18 protein-coding genes are annotated in these 23,048 nt (G+C 59.2%); 9 read left to right on the plus strand and 9 right to left on the minus strand.

Annotated elements, in window-relative coordinates; all coding sequences use genetic code 11:
- The 8 genes from M3N55_RS14205 to M3N55_RS14240 all read left to right on the plus strand — a co-directional run bounded on the left by M3N55_RS14205 (nucleotide 1) and on the right by M3N55_RS14240 (nucleotide 13,930).
- Complete coding sequence (locus M3N55_RS14205) at nucleotides 1–1,899, plus strand: BREX-1 system adenine-specific DNA-methyltransferase PglX (RefSeq protein ID WP_249060203.1); 1,899 nt, start codon at nucleotides 1–3, stop codon at nucleotides 1,897–1,899.
- Nucleotides 1,899–3,839, plus strand: coding sequence for a BREX-1 system adenine-specific DNA-methyltransferase PglX (locus M3N55_RS14210; RefSeq protein WP_249060205.1), 1,941 nt, complete (start codon nucleotides 1,899–1,901; stop codon nucleotides 3,837–3,839). The genes M3N55_RS14205 and M3N55_RS14210 overlap by 1 nt, the downstream gene beginning before the upstream one ends.
- A complete protein-coding gene (locus tag M3N55_RS14215) occupies nucleotides 3,836–6,367 on the plus strand; it encodes a PglZ domain-containing protein (protein ID WP_249060207.1) in 2,532 nt (843 codons plus the stop codon). The genes M3N55_RS14210 and M3N55_RS14215 overlap by 4 nt, the downstream gene beginning before the upstream one ends.
- Entirely contained in the window at nucleotides 6,357–8,438 is a 2,082-nt protein-coding gene (brxL, locus tag M3N55_RS14220; RefSeq protein ID WP_249060213.1) for a BREX system Lon protease-like protein BrxL, read from the plus strand. Before M3N55_RS14215 ends, brxL begins: the two co-directional genes overlap by 11 nt.
- A gap of 10 nt (nucleotides 8,439–8,448) precedes the next feature.
- The gene (locus M3N55_RS14225) at nucleotides 8,449–8,679 is read left to right on the plus strand and encodes a hypothetical protein (RefSeq protein WP_249060214.1); all 231 of its coding nucleotides are present in this window, start codon (nucleotides 8,449–8,451) and stop codon (nucleotides 8,677–8,679) included.
- Nucleotides 8,680–9,699 carry a DUF4236 domain-containing protein gene (locus M3N55_RS14230; RefSeq protein WP_249060216.1) on the plus strand — a complete coding sequence of 340 codons (1,020 nt, stop codon included), beginning with the start codon at nucleotides 8,680–8,682 and terminating at the stop codon, nucleotides 9,697–9,699.
- A 116-nt stretch (nucleotides 9,700–9,815) separates the two neighbouring features.
- The gene (locus M3N55_RS14235; RefSeq protein ID WP_249060223.1) at nucleotides 9,816–12,629 is read left to right on the plus strand and encodes an AAA family ATPase; all 2,814 of its coding nucleotides are present in this window, start codon (nucleotides 9,816–9,818) and stop codon (nucleotides 12,627–12,629) included.
- On the plus strand, nucleotides 12,626–13,930 hold the full coding sequence (locus tag M3N55_RS14240; protein ID WP_249060226.1) for an McrC family protein: 1,305 nt from the start codon (nucleotides 12,626–12,628) through the stop codon (nucleotides 13,928–13,930). The genes M3N55_RS14235 and M3N55_RS14240 overlap by 4 nt, the downstream gene beginning before the upstream one ends.
- Nucleotides 13,931–14,159: 229 nt before the next feature.
- Here M3N55_RS14240 and M3N55_RS14250 read toward each other — a convergent pair whose 3' ends face one another.
- From M3N55_RS14250 to M3N55_RS14285, 8 genes are all read right to left on the minus strand, one after another.
- Nucleotides 14,160–14,417, minus strand: a complete 258-nt coding sequence (locus tag M3N55_RS14250) for a hypothetical protein (protein WP_249060229.1) — start codon at nucleotides 14,415–14,417, stop codon at nucleotides 14,160–14,162.
- Entirely contained in the window at nucleotides 14,417–15,097 is a 681-nt protein-coding gene (locus M3N55_RS14255; RefSeq protein WP_249060230.1) for a YcbK family protein, read from the minus strand. The genes M3N55_RS14250 and M3N55_RS14255 overlap by 1 nt, the downstream gene beginning before the upstream one ends.
- 163 nt (nucleotides 15,098–15,260) lie before the next feature.
- A complete protein-coding gene (locus tag M3N55_RS14260; RefSeq protein ID WP_249060233.1) occupies nucleotides 15,261–15,569 on the minus strand; it encodes a hypothetical protein in 309 nt (102 codons plus the stop codon).
- Nucleotides 15,566–16,333, minus strand: coding sequence for a complement C1q domain-containing protein (locus tag M3N55_RS14265; protein WP_249060235.1), 768 nt, complete (start codon nucleotides 16,331–16,333; stop codon nucleotides 15,566–15,568). The genes M3N55_RS14260 and M3N55_RS14265 overlap by 4 nt, the downstream gene beginning before the upstream one ends.
- Complete coding sequence (locus tag M3N55_RS14270; RefSeq protein WP_249060237.1) at nucleotides 16,254–16,643, minus strand: DUF2793 domain-containing protein; 390 nt, start codon at nucleotides 16,641–16,643, stop codon at nucleotides 16,254–16,256. The genes M3N55_RS14265 and M3N55_RS14270 overlap by 80 nt, the downstream gene beginning before the upstream one ends.
- A 29-nt stretch (nucleotides 16,644–16,672) precedes the next feature.
- Nucleotides 16,673–20,689, minus strand: a complete 4,017-nt coding sequence (locus M3N55_RS14275) for a baseplate multidomain protein megatron (protein WP_249060238.1) — start codon at nucleotides 20,687–20,689, stop codon at nucleotides 16,673–16,675.
- A 9-nt stretch (nucleotides 20,690–20,698) separates the two neighbouring features.
- On the minus strand, nucleotides 20,699–21,166 hold the full coding sequence (locus M3N55_RS14280; RefSeq protein WP_249060240.1) for an NlpC/P60 family protein: 468 nt from the start codon (nucleotides 21,164–21,166) through the stop codon (nucleotides 20,699–20,701).
- A 14-nt stretch (nucleotides 21,167–21,180) separates the two neighbouring features.
- Nucleotides 21,181–22,065, minus strand: a complete 885-nt coding sequence (locus tag M3N55_RS14285; protein WP_249060242.1) for a DUF2163 domain-containing protein — start codon at nucleotides 22,063–22,065, stop codon at nucleotides 21,181–21,183.
- Between the two features lie 75 nt (nucleotides 22,066–22,140).
- On the opposite strand from M3N55_RS14285, the gene M3N55_RS14290 reads away from it, so the two are divergent.
- The gene (locus M3N55_RS14290) at nucleotides 22,141–22,317 is read left to right on the plus strand and encodes a hypothetical protein (protein WP_249060252.1); all 177 of its coding nucleotides are present in this window, start codon (nucleotides 22,141–22,143) and stop codon (nucleotides 22,315–22,317) included.
- A gap of 10 nt (nucleotides 22,318–22,327) precedes the next feature.
- Here M3N55_RS14290 and M3N55_RS14295 read toward each other — a convergent pair whose 3' ends face one another.
- Complete coding sequence (locus M3N55_RS14295) at nucleotides 22,328–22,954, minus strand: DUF2460 domain-containing protein (RefSeq protein ID WP_249060253.1); 627 nt, start codon at nucleotides 22,952–22,954, stop codon at nucleotides 22,328–22,330.
- Between the last annotated feature and the right edge of the window lie 94 nt (nucleotides 22,955–23,048).

A 23,048-nucleotide genomic window follows, 5' to 3' on the forward strand; every position in this document is an offset into this window, starting at 1 on the left:
ATGGCATTTGATACTGAAACAAGGGGCAAGCTGCAGCGGTTCGTTACGGAAATCAGGGGCCTGTTGACCGATGATTTTATTCGGCAGCTCCAGCAAACGTATGGCATGGACCCTGCTAGCGGGGAAGTTGCGCCGACGGAAAGCCTAAAGCAGCTCGACGATGCGCGCATTGAGACCGCGCACATCCTACGCGAGATCATGGAGCACTATCTCGCCACTGAGGCGAATAAGGACAACGCGGCCAGGATGGCGGTCCTTGAGCGCATCGCACGCGAGCAAGCCTTCACGGTCCTGAACCGACTTGCGGCACTTTGCATGATGGAAGCCCGCGGCCTGCTGTTGCAGTCAGTATCGAAGGGAACACAGTCGCAGGCATTCCAGCTCTACCAGCGCGTCGCAAATGGCGCGCTCGGCGATACAGGGGAAACATATCAGCACTTCCTGAACAGCTTGTTCGATCTTTACGCCGTGGACCTGCCCGGCCTCTTCGACCGGTTTGGACCGCAAAGCCGCTTGTTCCCGCGTGAAACGACGCTCACGAAGGCGCTCGAGCTCATCAACGGCAGTGAAATCGCGCGTCTCTGGTCCGAAGACGAGACGATCGGCTGGATCTACCAGTACTTCAACTCGAAGGAAGAGCGCAAAGCGATGCGTGAGTTGTCCCAGGCACCGCGCAACAGCCGCGAGCTGGCGGTGCGCAATCAGTTCTTCACCCCGCGCTATGTGGTGGAGTTCCTGGTCGACAACACGCTGGGGCGGCTCTGGTTCAACTGGACGGGCGGGCAGACCGGCCTGCGCGACCGCTGCCAGTACCTGCTGGTGAAACCGGATGAGCAACCCGAACCCGCCAAACGCCTGCGCGATCCGCGCACGATCAAGCTGCTTGATCCGGCCTGCGGGTCGATGCATTTCGGGCTCTACGCCTTTGATCTTTTCCTGGAGATTTATCGCGAGGCCTGGGCATGGGAGCAGACCCATGGCCCCGGCTGCCTGGATACTGAAACCGGCGGCAGCGTCGATCTGAAACCGCTCAACCAGACTTATGCCGACCAGGACGCGTTCCTGCACGACGTGCCGCGGATGATCATCGAGCACAACATCTACGGCGTCGATATCGATCCACGCGCGGCGCAGATCGCGTCCCTGGCGCTGTGGCTCCGGGCGCAGCGCGCCTGGCATCAGGCGGGCGTGAAGGCCAAGGACCGTCCCCAGGTGGGGCGTGGGCACGTGGTGGCGGCGGTTGCCCCCCCGGCCGAGGTGGACCTGCGTAAACGGTTAATGGAAGAGCTCGACCCCCTGGATGCAGAGCTGTTTGAGAAGACATTGTTTCTGCTCAAGGGCCTGCCGGAGCTTGGGGTTCTGTTGCAGGTTGAGAAAGAATTGCCTGCCCTCGTGCGCGCGGTCTTTGGCGAACATGGCGACCTCTTCCGCGAAGAGGACATGGCGCAGTGGCAGAAGGCTGAGGCACGACTGCGAGACGCTCTGACCGAGTTCACGCGCGCGGCGCGGTCCACCTATCAGGGGCGGCTCTTTGCCGAGGATGCGCTTCAGGGACTGCGCATGATCGACCACTGTCGTGAGGTGTTCGATGTGGTGGTGATGAACCCGCCATTCGGGGGGCTGAGCCTAAGCGTCAAAGATTACTTGATAAAAAGATACCCAAATTCCAAAAACGACCTTCTCGCGATATTTGTCGAAAGAGGTTTTCTGATGATGCGGTCACAAGGAATGATTGGGGCAATCACTTCGAGAACTTGCTTCTTTCTAAAACGTTTTGCCCCATGGCGGGAAAAAGTAGTTCTGGGATCAGCAACGCCCATTGTCTTTTCGGACCTGGGAGTCGGTGTCATGGATGATGCTGCAGTGGAAGCGGCAGCCTATGTTTTGGAGAAGAACTAGTGGCGCTTTTCTTTCGTCTTATTGGCAAAGATTCACAGGAGGATGCCCTCAAGGAGTCATCGACTTCGCTCCGAAATTCTGGCCATCATCCTGATGTATTTGAAATCGATACTGCGGATTTTCGTTCTATTCCGGGAATGCCTTTTGCCTACTGGACCGGGCCCGGCGTCAGGTCTGCATTCAAGAGCTTCAAGAGCGTAAAATCTCAGGATGTGACGGTTGCAAGCGGGGCTTCATCCAAAGACGATGAAAGGTTTCTACGCCTCGCTTGGGAGATAGAGATCGACGATAGCAATTTTCCGTTTTTGGCAAAAGGAGGGAAGTTCTCACCATACTACGCGACAGTTTATCTTCGGATAAACTGGCGGAATGACGGTGAAGAAATAAAAACTTTCGTCCAGGACTACAGACGCGCGAGGGGTTTTAGTCCCCATTGGACGGCCGCATTACTCAATGCACACCTCTATTTTAGGTCAGGATTGACATGGCCGAGACGAACGAATGGTTTGAGCTTCAGAGCCTTGCCAGCAGGCTGTGTCTTCGGAGACAAGGGACCCGCGGTGTTCGTCGAATATGACGATCCACAAAAGCTTCTTGCTCTATGCGCAATAGCAAACAGTGAGCCATTTAGCATTCTCGTTTCTGTTCGTTTGGCTCGCACTGAGCTAGCGCAATCGTTTGAAGTGGGATTGATTCAACAGACTCCATTGCCGAAGCTTACACCCGACCAAAGTGAAGTCTTTTCAAAATTGGCCCGGCGAGCTTGGTCGACCCAAAGAATCTTAGCGACGGTGGATGAAACATGTCCCGCATTTCTCCTTCCGATCGCGTTAAGAACACGCTTGGGAGATTACGACCCACCATCCATTGCTGCGAGCCTGGACGACATCCAAGCCGAGATCGACACGATCGCTCTTGAACTATATCGGTTTGGCGAAGCAGACCGTGCCGCCGCCCTCGGATCATCTGGAGCTACGGGTGAAGTTGACAGCGACGGAGCAGAAGACGCTGACGATAACGAAGACGACGATGGCGACGAAGCGGTCGACCAGACGGACGGTCTGCTCAGCTGGGCCGCTGGCGTTGCTTTCGGCCGTTTCGACTGGCGCTTGGCCACTGGCGAACGCGAAGCCCCGCCCGAGCCGGAACCTTTTGACCCGCTGCCAGCCAAAAGCCCCGGCATGCTGCCAGATGATGCAGAGCCGTTCTATGCCCATTCCGGCATCTTGGTCGACGACCAGGGGAACCCGAATGACCTTGCCCGCCTGATCGAGGAAGTGCTCGCCCGCGTCGAAGCGCCAGTGCCTGCCGATGTGCGCCGCTGGCTGCAACGCGACTTCTTTCCCCTGCACCTCAAGCAGTACAGCAAAAGCCGCCGCAAGGCCCCGATCTATTGGCCGCTCTCGACCGCTTCGGGCAGCTACACGCTGTGGCTCTACTACCCCAGCCTGACCAGCCAGACGCTCTATACTGCCGTTAACGATTTCATTGACGGGCCGAATGGAAAGCTCCCGCAAGTGGGCAGAGACTTGGTCACACTACGTGACAAGGGCGCGTCCCGAACGCGGGAGGACGAGAAGGTCTTCGAGGCCCTTCAGACATTCGAGCAGGAGCTGATCGATTTGCGCGACACCCTGCTGGAGATCGCGCCGACATATCGCCCGAACCATGATGATGGTGTCCAGATCACCGCAGCACCGCTGTGGCGGCTCTTCCGCCACAAGCCCTGGCAGAAGATACTGAAGGACACCTGGGCCAAGCTGGAAAAGGGCGACTACGACTGGGCGCATCTGGCCATGGCCTATTGGCCTGAGCGCGTGCGCGAGAAGTGCACGATCGACAAGTCGCTGGCGATCGCCCACGACTTGGAGCACCTCTATGTCGAGCCGGAACCCAAGGCGCCCAAGGCCCGCGGCCGCAAGAAGCGGGGTGACGCATGAGCATCGCCGCCTTTATTCGCGACTCGGTGCTTCGTCCTCGCCTCAGCAAGGCTCGTTGCCTGGTCGTCTACGATCCTGCCAAACTCTACCGCGCTATCGTCATCAGTCTTGCCGACGAAGAGACGACTGTCGTCGACGCCAGCGAACACGGGATAGAGAGTCGCGAGAAAGCACTGCAGAGCTTCATCTCCCTCGCGCGTATCGGAGCCGGCGTCCCGGCTGGGCTGGTAGTCTACGTGCCGTCGAGCCCACCAAAGTCGGATCATGAGCGCACTCTCGACCCGTATGCGATCTACACGGCGTGCGGCGCGGTGTTTCCTGATGGAGACGGTGATGAATACCTGAGCCTGTGCCTGAAGGCAAAGCCTGACCATGTGAGCGAAATTCGTCGGCTGTTTGAGGCTAACCCTGTTCCTTCATTCGAGCTGGTCGACAACATCGGAGGCGGAGTTGGCTACCCGACGTTACGAACGATTCTCAAAGTAGATTCCGCTCGGAATATCCTGCTCGCGTTGCTTGCCCCGAGCGAACGACAGCGGGAGGGATTGAAAGGAAACGATGCATGGATAGGCGAGGCAAAAAGCCTTTTCAAAGCAGCGCTGGGCCTAAAGCTGGCAACGAAGGGTAAGAGCTGGTCGGCTGTGGCCGACGAGCTTTGGCGCTTCTTGCTCTTCAGCGAGTTTGTCCTCGATTTGCCCGGCACGCTGCCACCCTCTCTGCAGGCTGTGCCCCATACGGATACAGGTGCATATGCATTGGTATTCGATCTCTGTGAAGCGCTGAGAAATGACAATCGAACACGGCAAACATATATCGACAGAGCTGAGCAGATTGAACGGGAGCTGAATTTACCTGCGGCCTGTTCCGACATGACCGACCTCGGTAAGCTGGACACCTTTCCATTCGAGGAACGGACCTTCCTGCACATGGCGGTGTCAGCGCTCAAGAGTGATCAACTTGACGACGCCCGTTTCGTGGTCGATCAGCACAAGAACTCCGTCTGGCTTGGCAAAGGCGAAAGCCAAGCGCAATGGGGGTTGGTTGCAGCAGGACTTCGGCTTGTTACTGCCTGCGAGGACGCGGAGCGGAACCTAGTCGGTTATGCCAACAGCCTGGACGCGCTCATCGAGCAGTACACGCTCAGCCTGCGAGAAATTGATCGTTTACAAAGGGAGTTCGAGCAGGCGCTTGGCGAGTATGTTTCTCTCGAACCCGTCGTGGATGACGTAGCCGACCATGTGCGTAAGCGTTATGCACGCGTGGCACAGAAAATTCAGACGATTTTCATAAAGCATCTTGAGAAGGAGGGCTGGCCGCCGCACGGGCTGCTTCCGAACATAAACTTATTCGACAAGCTGGTTGCTCCGCTGCTTACAGACCGCAGTAAGCGCGTTGCCTACTTTCTGGTAGACGCACTCCGTTACGAACTAGGTCTTGAGCTGAACCGGCAGCTCACAGATGCCGGAACCACAAGTATCCAAGCGGTGTCGGCCCAACTTCCGACAGTTACGCCCGTTGGCATGGCCAGCCTGCTCCCAGGCGCTGCCAAAAAGCTGAGCGTCATGCGCGAGGGCAAGGACATCATCGTTAGCTTCGACGGACAGCGGCTGACAAGTGTTGCTAGCCGCATGAAGGTTTTTGAATTGCTGTACGGCGACCGCTTCGCGCACATGACCCTATCCGAATTCAATAACGGGAATAACCCGACAGTGGCCGACGCCGTAAATCTCCTGGTCATTCGCAGCACTGAGGTCGACAGTCATCTGGAAAGCAACCCCGATACCACACTTGGCCTAGTTCACCAGGTACTCAAAGGTATTCGTGTGGCGGTTCACCGGTTGAAAAAAGCAGGATTTACGGATGTCGTCATCGCAACCGATCATGGATTCTTCTTGAATGGGCATGCCAATGCGGGAGATGTCTGCACAAAGCCTGGTGCCGGCGATTGGATCGTCGTCCATGATCGCGCCCTACTCGGGACCGGCAGCGGCGATGAGCAGAGTTTCGTCGTCCCTGCCGAGAAGCTTGGTATACGCGGCGATTTCGAATGTTTCGCCGCGCCGCGCAGCCTCGCCCCCTACCGCAGGGGTGTCCGGTTTTTTCATGGTGGTGCGTCGCTGCAGGAAGCCATAGTTCCGGCCATCACCGTGGCATTACAGGACCAAAGCGTGCACGAAACGTCTGTCGCAATAGTTCGGCTTTCATACAAAAGCGGTGTAAAGAGGATCACGACGCGGCTCCCAGTCGTCGATCTTTCGGTCGAATGCACTGATATGTTCGGTCAAGGCCTGGATGTGGAGATACTCCTCGAGGCGCACGACCGCCATGGCAACGTTATTGGTGAGGCGAGGAAGGGTGACCCGGTTGACCCTGCCACCGGAACACTAAAGCTTCAGCCCGGACAGGAAAAACAGGTCACAATCAGGATGGATATGGAATTTGAAGGCAAGTTCACACTCAAGGCCTTTAATCCCGTCACGCTGACTGCTTACGCCAGTATCGATTTGGAGACCGACTATGCAGTTTGAAATCGAGATGGATGAGCTCGACAAGAAGCTTAACACTGCCTTTGACGGCAAGGTTGTTCGCAAGGACCTGCTACATCGGATTAAGAAAGGTACAAATGTTCCTACTTTTGTGCTCGAGTTTTTGCTGGCCCGGTACTGTGCCAGCAACGAACCAGCCGAAATTCAAGCTGGTATGGAGGCTGTGCTTGCGACCTTGGACGAGAACTATGTTCGTCCCGACGAAGCTAATGCAGCTCAATCCCGTGTTGCAACAAAAGGTAAGCATAAGTTTATTGACAAGGTACACGTCCGTTACGTTGAAAAGGATAAGAGGCACTGGGCAGCGCTCGAGAACTTTGGGTCACAGAAGGTTGCAATAGCGGAAAAATTTTATCGTGACATTGACCGACTACTCGAGGGCGGGATTTGGGCGGAAGTGGTTATTGCCCATAACGATATCGACGAGGATAAATACGCGTTCTACGTCGAAGATCTTCGGCCAATTCAGCTTAAGAGGTTTAATTTCGAATCATATTGTGAGGGCCGTAAGGATTTTACACGCGACGACTGGCTGGACGTCATCCTGCGGTCAGTTGGTCTGGAGCCAATGAAGCTTACTCCACGTGTTAAGCTACATTTCATTGCTCGCTTGGCTCCGTTGGTGGAGGCAAATTTCAACTTCGTTGAGCTCGGTCCGCGTGGCACTGGAAAATCATACTTCTTCAGTGAGTTTTCTCCATACTCAACGCTGATAAGCGGTGGACAGGCAACCAAGGCAACGCTGTTCTACAACAATGCACGCGGCAAGATTGGTTTAGTTGGCTTCTGGGACACAGTTGCCTTTGACGAGGTCGGAGGCATTAAGGTCAAGGATCCAGATACTATACAGATAATGAAAGATTATATGGCCAATGGCCGTTTTTCACGTGGTGCCGAGATCATCGCAAACGCAAGCATGGCATTCATTGGGAATATAGATCAATCAATAGAACAAATCGTAAGATCAAGCGAACATGATCTATTCCTTCCGCTCCCGCCACAGTTCGACTTGGCAGTGATGGATCGCTTTGCTTGCTATCTGCCCGGATGGGAAATGCCGAAGAACAGTAGCGCATATCTGACGGGCCGCTTTGGCCTGATCACGGACTACCTGGCTGAGGCCTTCCACTATCAACTCAAACATAACAATCGCTACGAGGAAGTGAGCAGTCGCCTTAAGCTCGGCAATGCCGTAGAGGGTCGCGATGAAAAGGGAATCAAGAAAACGGTTTGTGCATTTCTAAAAATTCTTCACCCGGGCGCGCCAGCAAGCGACAAAGAGTTCCACGAATATGCTGAATATGCGATTGAATGTCGTCGACGCGTGAAAGAGCAGATGAACAAGAGGAAGCCCGATGACGAATTCGCACTGATTGATCTCTCTTACTTCGATGCATCAGGCGAAGAAAAGGTGGTCCACTGCCCAGAAACTAGGGGCATCTCAGCAACACTTGAACCCAGTCGACGCCGCTTGTCAGGGGGCGATGATTCGAGCAGTTTCGCTAGCGTTTCTTTGCCTAAAGAACTTACACGCTCAGTTCATGAAGAATCCGTTGCAGTCGAAAACTCCATAAGCGAGATTGAAGAGCAGCACTACACCATCAGTTACGGGGATACAGGGCATACCTATGAGTCGATCCTTGGACCCTACTTAACAAAGGCCACAGAAATAGTTATCGAAGATCCTTACATACGAGCGCCACATCAAATTGCTAATTTTGTGCGATTTTGTGAAACTGCGGTAAAATGTCCAACCCTCAGAAATATTCAACTTATAACCAGCTACGATGAAAAGACAGATTTGGCATTGCTCAATGAGAAAATAGATGAGCTAAAGCAAAGTCTGCTTGAGATAGACGTGGTGCTCACTGTCACGCTCAACGAGGTTCTTCATGATCGGGAAATTCGATTAGATAATGGATGGACAGTCAAGATTGGTCGTGGGCTTGATTTTTATCAAAAGCCTGATAGCTGGTTTACAATCGGCGCCAACGATTATTCTTTACGTCGCTGTCTTGAAACAAAGGTTGATATCTTCAGGACATCGCGTTGAGTCTGGAGAAATGGGTCTTTCTCCTGTCTACCTGCTTCACTGGGTGCAGCTTCTTGAGCGCCATGTCAGCGCGCTGGTTCAGATGATGAAGCTGCGCCATCCTGATGACGCTGACGATCTGACGGATCTGGAGCGCGTCTGGCAGGGCGAGGTGGAAGAGATGCATGCCGCGGTGTTGCGCAGGGACAGTTCGTTTTTCGAACAGCGCGAACAACGGGTCAGTAAGCGGCGGGGTGTGTGAATGGCTTTCCGCTTCTGGCGTCGGGTGCGCCTTGCCCCCGGTGTCACGCTGAACCTGTCTAAATCCAACGCATCATTGTCGTTTGGGCCGCGTGGCGCGGAATACACAATCAGCCCGCGCGGAAATCGCGCGACAGCGGGTCTGCCGGGGACGGGGCTGTTCTACACCGTCCATGACCGTAAGCGCGCCGGGCGCGGTGGGGCTGCCCCCGCGCCATCCGTGCCGCAGCGCGACCGGTTGAAGCTGGGCTTCTTCCAGCGGCTGATGACCCCGGCGGAGGAAAAGCGCTTTATCGACGGCATCCGCGCGCTGAATGACGGGGATCAGGACGCGGCGCTGGCCGCGCTTGAAGAGGCGGGCGATCTGCCCGATGCCGCCTGGATGGCCGGGATGATCCGACTGCGGCGAGAGGAATTGGACCTTGCCAGAGCACATTTCGAACACGCGTTGGCCCGCCTCGGGGATCTCGGCACGCTGTTTGCGAAATATGAGATCGGCGCGCAAGCCAGCCTGCCGATCACCAGCGATATCTTCGCCCACATCTTCCCGCGTGAACGCGGCACGCGGCTGGCGCTGGTGGAAATCGCGCAGCTACAAGGTCGCCACGCAGACGCCATGGCCAATGTTGAGCGCCTTTTGCAGATCGATGCGACTGATCCGGTGGTGGTGCTCTCCTTCGCAGAGCTGGCGCTCGACACCACGGATGACCGCGCGCTGATGGACCGCGTGGTCCGCGCCACTGTGCATGTCGAAAACGAAACCCCGGTTGATACGGCGATCCTGCTCTACCGTGGCCGGGCACTTTCCGCACTTGGTATGCCGGATGCTGCGATCGATGTGTTCACATTGGCCAATCGCCGTCGTAAGGACCGGCCCGAGGGCTTGTTGCATCAGATCCGCTATGACCGTGCGGTTCTTTATGAGCAGGTTGGGCGTGCGGCGCAGGCACGGCGCGAGTTTGAACGCCTTTATGCTGAAGATCACGAATTGGAAGATGTTCGCGCAAGGCTGAACCTATGACAACGGGTTCCAACGGAATGATCGTGCAATATGACTTTCACATACTTTGGCAGATTACCGCATCAGACGCGATAAACAGCCATGTGAAATGAGAATTTAAGGAAGGGCTAGAATACTTGGCGAGGTTTAATCCACATCATGATAACAGCAAGCTCTACCCCGCGATGCGCGAATTCGCGATGGAGTGCTTGTTGCGCGATGGGTCGGTGTTGCGGCCGGGTCAAGCGCTCTGGACGCCCGAGAACCTGGACGAACTTGATCGGTCCTTCGTCCAGAACCCCGATGAAGGGGAGGGCACATATTATGTCAAACTGGGGCAACAAGTCGCGCAGGGATCGCCTGACAGTCGAAAGCTGATGGCAGAGCTACATTGGCTACTTTTTGCGTTTCCAAGTGATATTACGCCGTCAACGAAGGAAGAGCGGGTCCGTGAAATCTGGTCCTGGTCGGGTGAAGATTTGCCCGATGCCGTGCCTTCCCTCGATCATGCTATTCTCGAAGGTCTTGGTCATACCGGGCAAGCCTACAACAACCACCGCTGGCGCGAACTGAGCTTTGTAATCGGCGCGCTGCAGCGCTGGAAAAAAATGCCCTTGGAGCAAAGGGAAGAGGCCCTTGCGCAGTCTGACCGGTTCACAGCATTTCTGGACGATGCGCCGGGCGTTGAGGGCCGGCAATTGCGCCATATCCTACCGCATCTTCTGTTTCCTGACGAATTCGAGCGCATTTCCAGCCCGCGCCATAAGCGTGAAATCCTCGAAGGCTTCGGCGTCGCGCCCCGTCGCGAGGTTAACAAGATGGACACTGCTTCACTTGATGCGGCGATTTTCAATTTGCGCAAGAAGCTGGAGACTGAGCACGGTAGGGAAATCGATTTCTACGAGCCGGATATTGAGGGCAATTGGCGAGACCGCGGCGCAACCTATCTGATCAGTTGGAACCCGACGCGTTGGGAATGGCCGTCCTTCGCAGATGATCGGGAGGTCACGATCGAGGGCAGGACTGTCACGCATCGCTGGCGAACCAGTTCAAAGAAACCCAAAGTTGATGATCGTGTGTACCTGCTTCGCACAGGGCAGGAACCGCGCGGGGTCATCGCACGCGGTAGAGTGGCCAAGACCCCCTATCCCGACGCACATTGGGACGAGGCGAAGGCGCAAAACGGAGAGACAACTGATTTCATCGATGTTGAATTCGAGGATATCCGTGATCCTGCGAAGGATGCATTCGTGCCTGGCGAGCTCTTGGCCAGCAAGATAGCAGGGCAGGACTGGAGCCCGCAATCGTCGGGTATTGTCATCAAACCAGCTGCGGTCCGTGCGTTGGATCGCCTGTGGGAAGCGGCAGAGCCCGCGCAGGCAGTGGTCGACACGACAGCGACGGGAGGCGGCGCTATGGCGCAAAACCTTATCCTTTATGGTCCGCCAGGCACCGGAAAAACCTTCAGCTCTGCGGCAGAAGCTGTCCGTCTGTGCGGCGAACTGGTGCCGACTGATCGCGACGCGCTGATGGAAGTCTATGACCGTCTGCTGGCCGAAGGTCGGATCGAATTCGTGACATTTCACCAGTCGATGGCATATGAAGATTTCGTCGAAGGGCGGCAGCCCATGACCGGATCTGAGGACGACGAAGGCGCGGCTTCGACGGGGTTCAGACTGGAAACCGTGCCCGGGACTTTTCGACGTATCGCCAAGCGCGCCGAGACCAGCCGAGGGCGCGCGTCAAGCGCAGACAGCCTGAAGCTGGCAGGACGGCAAGTGTTCAAGATGTCGATCGGCGAGGCCAATAATCACGAAGACGCACATCTCTTCGAGGATGCGATCAAGGGCGGCTACGCGGTTCTCGGATTTGAAGATATCGACTGGAGCGACCGGAAATTTGAGGCTCGGGAGGCCTTCATCGAGGCCTGCAAGGCTCAGGGCGAACACAACGCGAATGTTGATGCCCGGTCTGGTGTTGTCCAGATGCCGTTCATCTTCCGCAACTGGGTGCGCAAGGGCGATATTGTCGTCGTTTCAAAGGGCAACGCCCTGTTCAGAGCTATCGGCGTCTTCACGGGCGACTACGAATTCTGTCCCAGACCGGAAGGGGACTATGGTCATCGAAGGACCGTGCAATGGATTTGGGTGGATCGGGAGGGCGCTCCGGTCGAGGAAATCTACACGCGCCGGTTCATGCAGAAATCAATTTACATGCTGTTTGACAGCGAACTGAACGTGCCTGCTCTCGAGCGCTATATGAACAGCCAGCAGGTTGAAGGCACGGCTGATCCGGAGCCCTTCGTCCTGATCATCGACGAGATCAACCGCGCCAACATCTCGAAGGTATTCGGGGAATTGATAACGCTGCTGGAGCCAGACAAACGGCTCGGCCAGCCAAATCAGATCAAGGTCCGCCTGCCGTATTCCGGAGACGAATTCGGGGCGGTGTCGAACCTGCACATCCTTGGCACGATGAACACGGCCGACCGCTCAATCGCGCTGCTGGACACGGCATTGCGGCGGCGTTTCACCTTCCGTGAGCTGATGCCCGATCCGGCCGTTCTTAAAGACGCAGCGGAGCGCACCAATATCAATTTGCCCAAGCTACTGACCACGATCAATGATCGCATCGAGTACCTCTATGACCGCGAGCATCAGATCGGGCATGCCTATTTCACTGGCTGCGAAACACGGGCCGATGTCGACGAGGTCATGCGCCACAAGGTGATCCCGCTTCTGGCCGAGTATTTCTTCGAGGATTGGGCCAGGATCGCCGCAGTGCTGGGGGACCTGGAAACGCATGACCGCGACATCAGCGGTGGGTTTCTGAACCGCTCGACCCTGACTGCACCGCCGGGACTCGATAACGGTGAGGCTCTGCCGCGCTTTCGTTGGTCGGTTCGCAGTGTCGAAGAGGGCTTCAGCTATACGCGGCTGCTGGGCCCATGATCCGTCGCACCCTTCGCGAATGGCAGCGCATCAGCTACGGCGATGATGAGCACACGATCCTCGAGACACATGCTGACCGGATTGCGGCCATCGCGCAGCGGTCTGCTTTCGCAGGCCGCGGAGGTGAAGGCGTACTGGAGCATGGCCGCAAGAGCCTGCGCGCGCGGGGCGTGGTCGGTGTCATCGCAGCGCCGGGATGCCAACTCGAAATCCTGCCGAAGATCGAAGGGCTGGGTGAACGCGAACCAGATGAGGCCGACCTGCGCAGACGGCTCATCCACATGCTGGGTGTCGTGCATGACCTACCCATCGATGTGGGATCCATGACGCAGCTTGGCTCGCAGCGCGACACCGTGCTCGAATTGCTGATCCGGCTGTTCTGTCGGCGGCTTGCCGATGCTGTGCGCCAGGGGATGCCCCGGCGCTATCTGGAGCATGAAGACGATCTGCCTTCGCTGCGCGGGCGGCTGGATGTCACACGGCAATTCTCACGACACGCAGTTGCACCCCAGAAGCTGGCTTGCCGTTTCGATGACCTTTCCCCCGACATCGCCCTAAATCGGGTAATGCGCGCCGCTATTGCACGACTGCTGGGTCTGGCTCAGGCCCCCGACAATCAGCGGATGCTGCGCGAACTCAGCTTCGCCTATGCCGATGTCACCGATGTGCCGGTAAAGGCATTGCGCTGGGATCTGATCACCCTTGATCGCACGAACCAACGCTGGCGCGATCTTCTCGCCTTCGCTCGGCTGTTCCTGTCAGACCGGCATCAGCAGACCAGCGCAGGATCGATCGATGGTCACGCCCTTCTTTTTGAGATGAACACCCTTTTCGAGAACTATGTCGCCCGTTTGCTGCCCCGCGCCCTGGCTGGCAGCGGTCTGCGGGTCGTCGCGCAAGGTGGTCATCGCGACTGCCTGTTTGAAGGGGAGACGGGTCGTTTTCGGACGAAGCCCGATGTAATCATCCGCGAGGGCGAGCGTGTCGTGATGGTCATCGATACGAAATGGAAGCGGATGACACCGCAGATCGACGATCCGAAACAGGGCGTCAGCCAGGGGGATGTCTATCAACTGATGGCCTACAGCCAGCTCTACAATTGCCCGAATGTCATGCTGCTCTATCCGCATCATGGTGCGCTTCCAGCCGATCCGGTGTTCACAAGATATGCGATCGGCGCGAAAAACGCTGCTGTAACCCTGTCTATTGCCACATTGGACGTTACCGGACCATCGCGTCGGCATATTGAAGAGCTGAAGCGGCTGACTGATCTCTGCCATTCGGCAGCTACGCCAGCTTGAAACATGTATAGCTGTTGTTGAACCTAATCCAACCTGGTCGGGTTTTGATCAATTCGGGCTTTCTCTTCTCGGTCACCGACAGTCCCGCGCTTGATCTCGCAGGACGGTGTAATCTGCGAGCCAGTTCGCGATCATCGACCCCTCCGGCAGCGCGCCCAACTCCGCCGCTACCTTTGTCTGCTCAGCCCGGCTATATTCCACCACCGGCGGACACACGCAGGGCGCTGCGTCAAAACTGCCCCCCGCGCAGGCGCTCAAGAAGATCATCCCGGCTGCGAGGGCGGCGCGCGGCTGCATCCAGCATCTGGCGTTGAATGGCATTGATGCGCTCCAGTTGATCCAGCCGTTCGGCGGCGCGCCCAGCGCGCTCGCCTGATCGGCGAAGGTTGAGAATGAACAGGGTCACGGTGAGCACGACCAGGGCCAAACCAGCCGCCCGCCGCGCCCAGGGACGGGCAAGCAGCCCGACTATGAGGCTGCCCCACATCACCGCAGCCCCTTCTGCCAGTCGTCGACCCGGGCCCAGACTGCCAAGGCAATCCCGCCCAGCGCCAGCATGATGAACAGCCAGCGCAGGGTATCCAGATACGGCACCAGTGGCAGAACAGCGCCTTGCGCCTCAGCCAGAACTTCTTGGGCCACCTCGACGCCAGCAGCCCCAACCGTGGCCACGCCAGCTGCACCAGTGCCCTTGAGCGTCCGGCTTTCGGCCAGCACCTCCCGCGCGGGCGGGGTCTCGGATGCAAACGCCGTCGCCCGCACCGGAAACCGTTCACCCCAGCTGCGTGCGGGTCTGAGATCGATATGGATAAAGCCCGAGCGCGGATAAAAGCCAAAGCCCAGAAACCCTACTTCGCGGGCGGCGGCCTCGAAAGCCACAGGGTCATGGTTGGCCATGGCAATATCAAAGGCGGTGCCGTCCATATGCTTCGAGCGCGGCGCGCCTTTGACGGCTTTGTTATGGGCGGGCGAGCGATAGGCGGAACGGACGATCAGCGGTTTGCCCAGCCGGTCGCGCAGGGCTTGCAGTCTGTCCAGCGCCTCCGGATGCAGCTTCAGCTGGCCTGTGCCGCGACAGGCGATTTCAGCGGGCGAGAAGTTCTTCCAGCGCCAGAGATGGCCGGGCACATCGCGGAAATGGCGGAAGGTGCGGATGGGGTCAGACATGGGTCTCTCCTGTAAATGGTGGGCATGCGAAATCACCCCGTGCACGGGCAGGGGGAATGTGTCGGGAGTTCGGGATCGTCAGTTTCCAGAACGTCGGTGCGCAACGCTGATCGCAGCCTGCGCTGGACGATGCCGTCAGATGGGAACAACCGGTAGCCGGTTATCAATCACCATCCCGGCGCTGGAAGGCTGCAAAGATCAGGGTGCGCATATCGTGGATATCGCGCTCGATGCGGGCGAGGCGGTCGTGATCTACTTGGCGATCATCGTCGCGCCGCTTCTCCACGCGGGCGCGTTCTTCAGCGAGTTCTTGCTCGAGCTTGTGCAGCAGCGCTTCATTCGTAAACGCTTTGCGCGTCACGGCAGTCGCAAGCCCTGCGATGAAGGTGAACCAGACGCCGATGGCGGCCGTCAGACCATGATCGCGAAACGCCTGCAGGATCTGGTCGGTAACTCTCTCTTGCTGGCTCATCCGATCTTCGCTCCCCAGAAGCTGGTCTGCTCGGCGGCGAAGTAGCCATCATGCGCGCGGAAGGAGCCTTGCAATTCGACGGTGTCGCCCGCGCTCAGTGCTGCCATGCTCTGCAGCCAGAGCGCGGTGGCCTCTGAGCGATGCGTGGCGGAACTCTCCCCATAGCTGCCGCGCAGCACGTCGCTGCTATTGATCACCAGCCGTCCGCTCATGCGGGCCGAAGTGCTGGCATTGACCTTGAACATCAGCGTCGCACCGAAAAGATATGTCCCGCTGACCGGCGCCACAAACCGGTTGGCACCAGCATCAAACGCGCCCTGATCATTGTACTCGGTGTTGTTGATCCCGATCTTCGTCCAGGCGCCCACGCCGACATAGTTGTCGTAGTTCGTATAACCCTTGAAGCGCGGCAGGTTTGGCTGATCGACGATACCTGTGGCCGGGTCAGCGCGCAGCGCGTCCAGAAACGTGCTGCCGTCGGGCGAAACAGCCAAACGAAACTGATCACTGCCAAACAGCCCCAGCAGCGCGCGCGTCGAGAAGCCAGTTTGGAACAGTAAGCCCAGATCATTCGCGCTCGCCTCCTTGTTCAGGCTCTGGATCAGGCTGCCGGTCCCGCCTGCGCCCACGCCTAGCGCGGTCCAGAGGGCCGCATTGATTTGCGCAAGGAAGGGGTTGGAACTGTCAGCGGTTCCACCCAGCCCAAACCGGGTCAGCTCTTGCAGGGCAGGGGGGCGTGGTGCTGATCCAGCTTGTGCCATCATAGACCAGCAGCACACCCTCTGCCTCGATCCATGCCCGCCAGCCGACCCGCGGCGGCAGACGAAACCACGCCCCATCGGTCCAGAGCGCGACATTCAGATCCCAGCCCGTCCAGTCGCCTGTGGAACCCGAGGCCACGATATAGCGGTCCCCTTCATTGGGGCTGGCTGGGGGTGCTGTCAGATCGCGGTCGAGAACAGACAGCTGGACCAGCCCGTCGAGCAGCCGCAGGGCTTCATTATGGGTGACATGCTTCTGCGCCTGCGCGGCCAGAACATAGGGCAGCAGCAGATTGCTGGTGGTATCGGACATTGGGATTCCAGGCTTGTTTAAAGAAGAGGTCAGAAGAAGAGCGTGACCGTCCGCGCCGCCCCACGCCCGATCAGGGCAGAGAGCTGGGCGATGCGGATGGTCAGCGTGTCGCCGGGGCCGAGCAACGCGCCCCAATCAGTGATCTGGTCAGTGCCGGAATAAACCGCACCGGCAGTGTTGGTGCTGAGCGTCCGCTTCACGGTCGAACCGTCGAGGATGTCGAGCGCGTAAGCTTCAGCCTCCTCGGCGAGAGCGACATCGCCCATGCCCCAATTGTCAGCAGCCAGCGCCCGCGAGCGGCGCACCCAGCGAATGGTCAGATCACCAAGGCCCCGCGGCCTGCGCCACGGCTGGTCGATATGCGCAACCGAGAAGGGCCGCAGCCCAACACCATCGGGTGTGAAGCTGGCCGCCACATAGCTCTCGTCACTGGGCGGCCGCGCGGCAGGCCCGATGCGCCAGTTCCATGGCAGGCCCAGATCGGCCTCGGAAATTGGCAGCGTAGTCAGGCTGTCATCGAGAATGACCACGCGCGCGCCTTCTAGCGTGGGATTGCCCATCGCGGCTTCGGTCCCGCGTTGTCCGCGCAGCAGCCGCGTCAGGCAATAGCGCCCTGGAGCGATCAACTCGGCCGAGCCCGCCTGCACAATTTCCCATTGCCCAGCGCCGGTTTCAAGCGCCAGCGCATTGGCCCCGCCCAAAAGCGCGATGTCCGTGACGCTTTCCAGCGTGCCCGAGAACAGATCGATGAACAGGTCATTGCCGAAATCGAAACGCGATGTGGGGCCAGCATAAAAATCCGCGACCAGCACGCCCATACGCGCACGGCGGCCGAAGGTGGTCAGCAGATCAAACCCGTCATTTGCGGGGCTGCGATAGACGGCTAGCTCGCCCGGCCATGGCCGCGCATGGGCGGCGATCAGTGGACGATGCGCAGCTATCTCCTCGCGCAGCTGGGGCAGGTCCAGAAACAGCACATCAGGAGCACCAAAGACCATGGGGGTGGCCAGCGTCGCAGGCCGGGGATTGCCGGGAGGCAGATCATAGTTCGCGCGATCCTGCCGCAGGGCCTCGAAGCTGCGAAATGTCGAATCCGCGACCGAGACCAGACGCATGTCGACCTGCCGCCCGTCATGGTCGAGCGCGATCACATCGCAGGGGTCCAAGGCAAGGCGCGAGGGCGGCAGGCGGAACATAGCCGTTTCGCGCCCCGACCAGGCTTCCATTAGCGCCCGGCGACAGCGGCGTTCGGCCTCTTCGGGTGGGATGGCCATGGCGAAGCTTTCAAGCGCAATGCGGGTCGTGTCGACTGTAATCCTCTGCGCCTCGACCTGTGCCGCGTCATAATCCTCATCGGCGCGCGCCACCTGCCATTTGAGCGCCTGCGGCAGCTCGGTCTCCTGCGCGCGGGTGAGTTCCATGATATCGGTGCCAGATTCACCTGCACCAATTGCTACCATGTCATCGCTACTGATCACTGTGACAGCAGCCCGCCCGCGCATGATAAATCGGATCACGCCGCCGGTCTCGGTGGCATCAAAGCCGAAATGCCGCGCGAGCGTGGCGATGGAACTGCGCGGGGATTCCAGCGCGCCGATGACATAACCCTCGACGGCGCCCCAAAGACCTGAGACGTCGATGCGCTCCTCGGGCAGCCCAGCGCGGAGGCAGAGATGACGGACGAGGGCCGCGAGCGACACCGCGCCGAGCCGTCCGGTCAGCCAATGGCCCAGCCGCCAGTTCGGACCATCGGTCCAGACATCGGTGAGCGCCGGGAAGAAGGGATAGGGCCGCGCATCCCATGTCCAGGCGGCACACTCGGGGACGTGCACCATCCGGTCGCCATAGACAGATGAGGTCGGATTGTTAGCCGCATCACCCCACCAGAGATAGCTGCCCTCGAGATAAGCGCGCTGGATTGCATCATCCCGCCAGCCGCGCGAGAAATAGGGCACGAAGCTTTCCGACGACTTGGGGTCGAAGAAGACATTCGGCTGGTTGGTGCCGCGATCAACAGCAGGGCAACCCAGCTCGGTGAACCAGATGGGCTTGGACTCTGGAACCCATGCGGTCGGCGTCGCGCTTTCCACTCCACCCGGGCGATTGAAATGCGGCTCCGACCACCAGGCGCGCAGGTCCTTGTAGCGAAACACCCATGGTTTGGTCGCAGAGCCGTCCTCAATGGGCGTGCGCAGCTGTGCGGCACGATCAGAGGAACTGGCATAGAACCAGTCGAACCCTTCACCGCCTGCGATGTTCGATTGCAGATAGGCGCGGTCATGGATGGCAGGCCAGCCAGTCTGCGCGTCGGCATGCTCAAATCCGTCGCGCCAATCCGAGAGCGGCATGTAATTGTCGATGCCGATGAAGTCGATATTGGCATCGGCCCAGAGCGGATCGAGATGGAAGAACACGTCATTGCTGCCATCATCGGGCTGGTGGCCGAAATACTCCGACCAGTCGGCGGCGTAGCTGATCTTGGTGCCTGCTCCGAGGATTGCACGGACATCGGCTGCCAGATCGCGAAACGCGGCGACAGCCGGATATGTCGCGGCGCCTGAGCGGATGTGCGTGAGCCCGCGCATCTCGGTGCCGATCAGGAAGGCATCAACGCCGCCTGCGACCGCGCAGAGATGGGCGTAATGCAGGATCATCCGCCGTAGGCCCCAGTCATTAGCGGGGCCGGTCCAGCTGACGGTCTCACCCGAGATGCTGAAGTCCGCCGGTGTCGCGCTGCCAAAGAAGCTGGCCACTTCTGTGGCGGCAGAGGCGGTCTGGTCGACACTGCCCTCATAGCCTGCAGCCGGGGAGCATGTGATCCGCCCCCGCCAGGGAAAGGCAGGCTGACCGATATCACCTGCATTGTCGCTATAGGGATCGGGCAGTGTGTTCCCTGGCGGCACATCCATCATCAGGAAGGGATAGAAGGTCACGCGCATCCCGCGGGCTTTGAGCTCCCGGATCGCCTGTACCACCGCGAAATCCGCCGGCGTGCCGCCATAGACAGGGCGATCCTCAGAATCACGGCTGACCAGTTCGGCGTCTCCGCGCGCAATGCCATTCACCGACCAGTCGGCATTTGGAGTAGCCTTCTCAGAAAATTCGACCTTGGGGCGGATGCGGCAGTCGCCCGCGCGCAGGTCATCGCCGAACCAGGACACGACGAGGCTCACGGCTTCGACTGAGGGGACCATGGCCTGCAACCGATCCAGCGCGACGACGATATCGGCGGTGTCGGCTACCGCGTTGGAATTCTCGGTGCTGCTGGTCCCGCCGACGGTGGTGGTGAGCAAGGGATTGGTGACGGCAATCCCGCCCTCAACCTTCCGCACGACATCGGTTGCATAGGTGAACTCACCTGCGGACGGAATCAGTGTGACTGCGCGCGTGAGATCCTCGGCCGTGTCGGGATCGGCCAGCGGGCGGAACACCTCAAAGGTCAGCTGCGGGATACGGTTGCCGAAATTGCGGAGCGGCAGCTCTTCAAACACGACATAGGCGGTCCCGCGATAGGCGGGGGTGCTGGCCGCGCCCATTTTGGCAGCGATAAAGGGATCGGGATCCTGTTCCTCATCTCCAGGATACCAGCGCCAGACGACACCCACCATATCCAGCGGCTTGCCATCAGCCCAGATGCGCCCGATGTCGGTGATCGGCCCTTCGCAAAGGGCAACGGCAAAGCTGGCGAAATACAGATACTCGGTTGTCTGAACCTTTGGCCCACCACCTTTACCGCCACCCTGGCTACTCGTGCGCGTCTCCTCCCGAAAATCCGTGGCCCAGATGATGTTCCCGCCGACGCGCATGCGACCATAGACGCGCGGGATCACTGCGCCTTCGGAGGATGATGTGATGCGCAAACTGTCCAGCCTTGCGCCCTCGATGCGTTGCGCAGGTGCAAGGGACGAGACCAGCCAGCTGTCGACGGCAGATCCGATGGTCGAGCCGATCATGCCGCCGATCACGGTGCCCGACAGCCCAAGGATCGCGCCGCCAAAACTCGACCCGATGGCAGAGCCGACCGCGCCGAGGACTAAGGTTGCCATGAATGAAACTCACTCGGGTGTGGGGTGATCGAGCCCATTGCCCGGAAACAGAAATGCGAAAGCGATGCGCCGCCGCCAGGCTGGTGTCAGTGGCTGTTCGATCACGCCGAGGCGTTCATAAGCATGGATGAAGCTACAGGGTCCCGTCAGGATGCCGACATGCTTCGCGATCGCGCGCGGCATCATGCGGAACAGGATCAGAGCGCCGGGTGGGGCGACAGCAGCTGAGACTTCGATCATCATGGCGCGCGCGCCCTCTGCCAGCACCTCTCGCGGACCGGTTTCGCCCCAGTCCCGGCTGTAGGATGGGATCGGGAAGGGTTCGGCTCCGACAACTTCCCGCCAGACCCCGCGGGCAAGGCCAAGGCAGTCACAGCCGACCCCGCGCAGGCTTGCCTGATCGTGGTAAGGGGTGCCGAGCCAGCTGCGGGCAATGGCAATGACCTCGGACGGATCGGCATTTCCAGATTGGTTCATTGTCATCGTATCCCTCACAGCACACCGCCTTCATGCCCACCATCGCGCGAGACGTAGCGCAGAATGGTGTCCTGCCCGGGGATGTGCGGGAAGCCGCGAAAGTTGGCGATATTGGCAAACTTGGCGCTGCAGGTTTCCAGGCGTTTGTCGCAGCCTGCGCGGATCGTGAAATTGTCGCCCTCGGCTATCGGGCGCACAGGTGCTTCGAGCAGAGTGAGAATGGCCATGCCATCCACGAGATCATGCGTCAGCACCTCAGCCCGCCGCCCGGCATTGTCTCCAGATGTCCACTCGACCGTTCCAAAGGCGAACCAGCCCGAGGCAAATCCTGACAAGCCAGAGGCCGTGAAAGCCCGGTCGCGCAGCGGGTCGACCACAGTTCCTGCGCCTTTGAAAGCGGGGTTCTCCAGATCGACGCCGCAGCGCGCATCGCCCAAGCGCGCATCGCAGCCCGCCTGAAACGTCCGCCCGACGGTCTGGCCCAAAACATGCGCGAGGCTGCGAACCTCGGCAACAAACGCCATGCGCCCGCGCCGGATTTGTCCTACAGCGCCTCGGCGCATCAGCACACGCTGATTGGTGTCCGCCCAGTTCACGCGCCAAAGCTCGACCTCGGCGGCATCCCAGCGCCCATCCAGAATATCCGTCTCGGTGATCCGGTCGGACGACAGCACGCCCTCGGCATCCTGCGCATCAACCGACAGGTCCGATCCAGCACGGATTTCCGAGGCGGCGAAGCCGCTTTCAGGTTCAAACTCGGTGCCGTCAAATACCAGCACGCGGTCATGATCGGTGAAGCCGAAGGCCACACCATCAGCGCGGATGATGCGCCAGCACCAGGCGAGCGTCGTGGTGCCCTCATCGAGATGCGTCTGCAGGGCAGGGTCGAGCTGTTTCATAGATTTACCTTGATTTGGCGCGACGGGTTCGACACATTCCTCTGGTGAGATGTGTTCGGTAAAAGGTGTATGAGTATGCGTGATACGTTTCAGGACGGGGCAGGCGAGGCTGCAAAACCCGTGGATGACCCCCAAGCGGTGCGCATAGATGTCGTCCGGCTCGACAGCTTTCTCGCCGCTTTGAAAAAAGCCGCGGAAGAGCAGGACTGCAAGGTGGTTCCCTTCCCGGACAGCGGTTCTGAAAAGAGCTGAGGCGGCGCGCTCATCTCCGTATTTCCAGCAGGGGAATGGATGTAATCGAGCCCAGCCGTTCGACATCGAGGGTGACATCCAGCGTGTCGCTGTCAAAGCGCACGGGGACATCGAATTCAAACCCGGCGGTGATTTCGATGCCAGCGGCCGGGGCTGTGGCGAATGTCACCACGCCGGTCGTGGTATCGACCGCCCAGCCGCTCGTCTGTTCAACCCCGCCCAGCGCGAGGCGGACGCTGCCCGCGACAGGCCTGGTGATGGCGCGAGTCCAGCTTTGGCCGCCGGAGCTATAGTGCTTCAGCAGCGCGAATGTGGTGAGCGTGCCATTGCCGGTGCCGATGGGCTGATCGGTGGTGGCGACAGCTTGTGAGGGCGCGCAGGATTTGTAATCCGACCAGTCCTTGAACCGAAACCCGTGCAGGCGTCCGTTCCGCGCCTCGAAAAACGCCACGACCGCTGCCAGATCATCCGCGCGACGAATGCCATAGGCGACATCATAGCGACGCCGCGAATTGGCCCAGCTGGCATTGCGCTCCTCGTCGCCCGAGGCAAGCTCCACGATCTGCGTGCGCCGTTCGGGCCCGCCACGCGCGCCGCGGCTGACATTGTCGGGGAAACGGACCTCATGGAACGCCATTACATCCCCCTCCGGCCCAACGAGACGGCGCGGGCGATATCTGCGTTCGCGACTGCCGGAAGCTCTCGGCGCCGCGCGCTTCAAAGACGGCTTT

It is taken from the genome of Roseinatronobacter domitianus, assembly GCF_023336755.1.
Classification (GTDB): Bacteria; Pseudomonadota; Alphaproteobacteria; order Rhodobacterales; family Rhodobacteraceae; genus Roseinatronobacter; species Roseinatronobacter domitianus.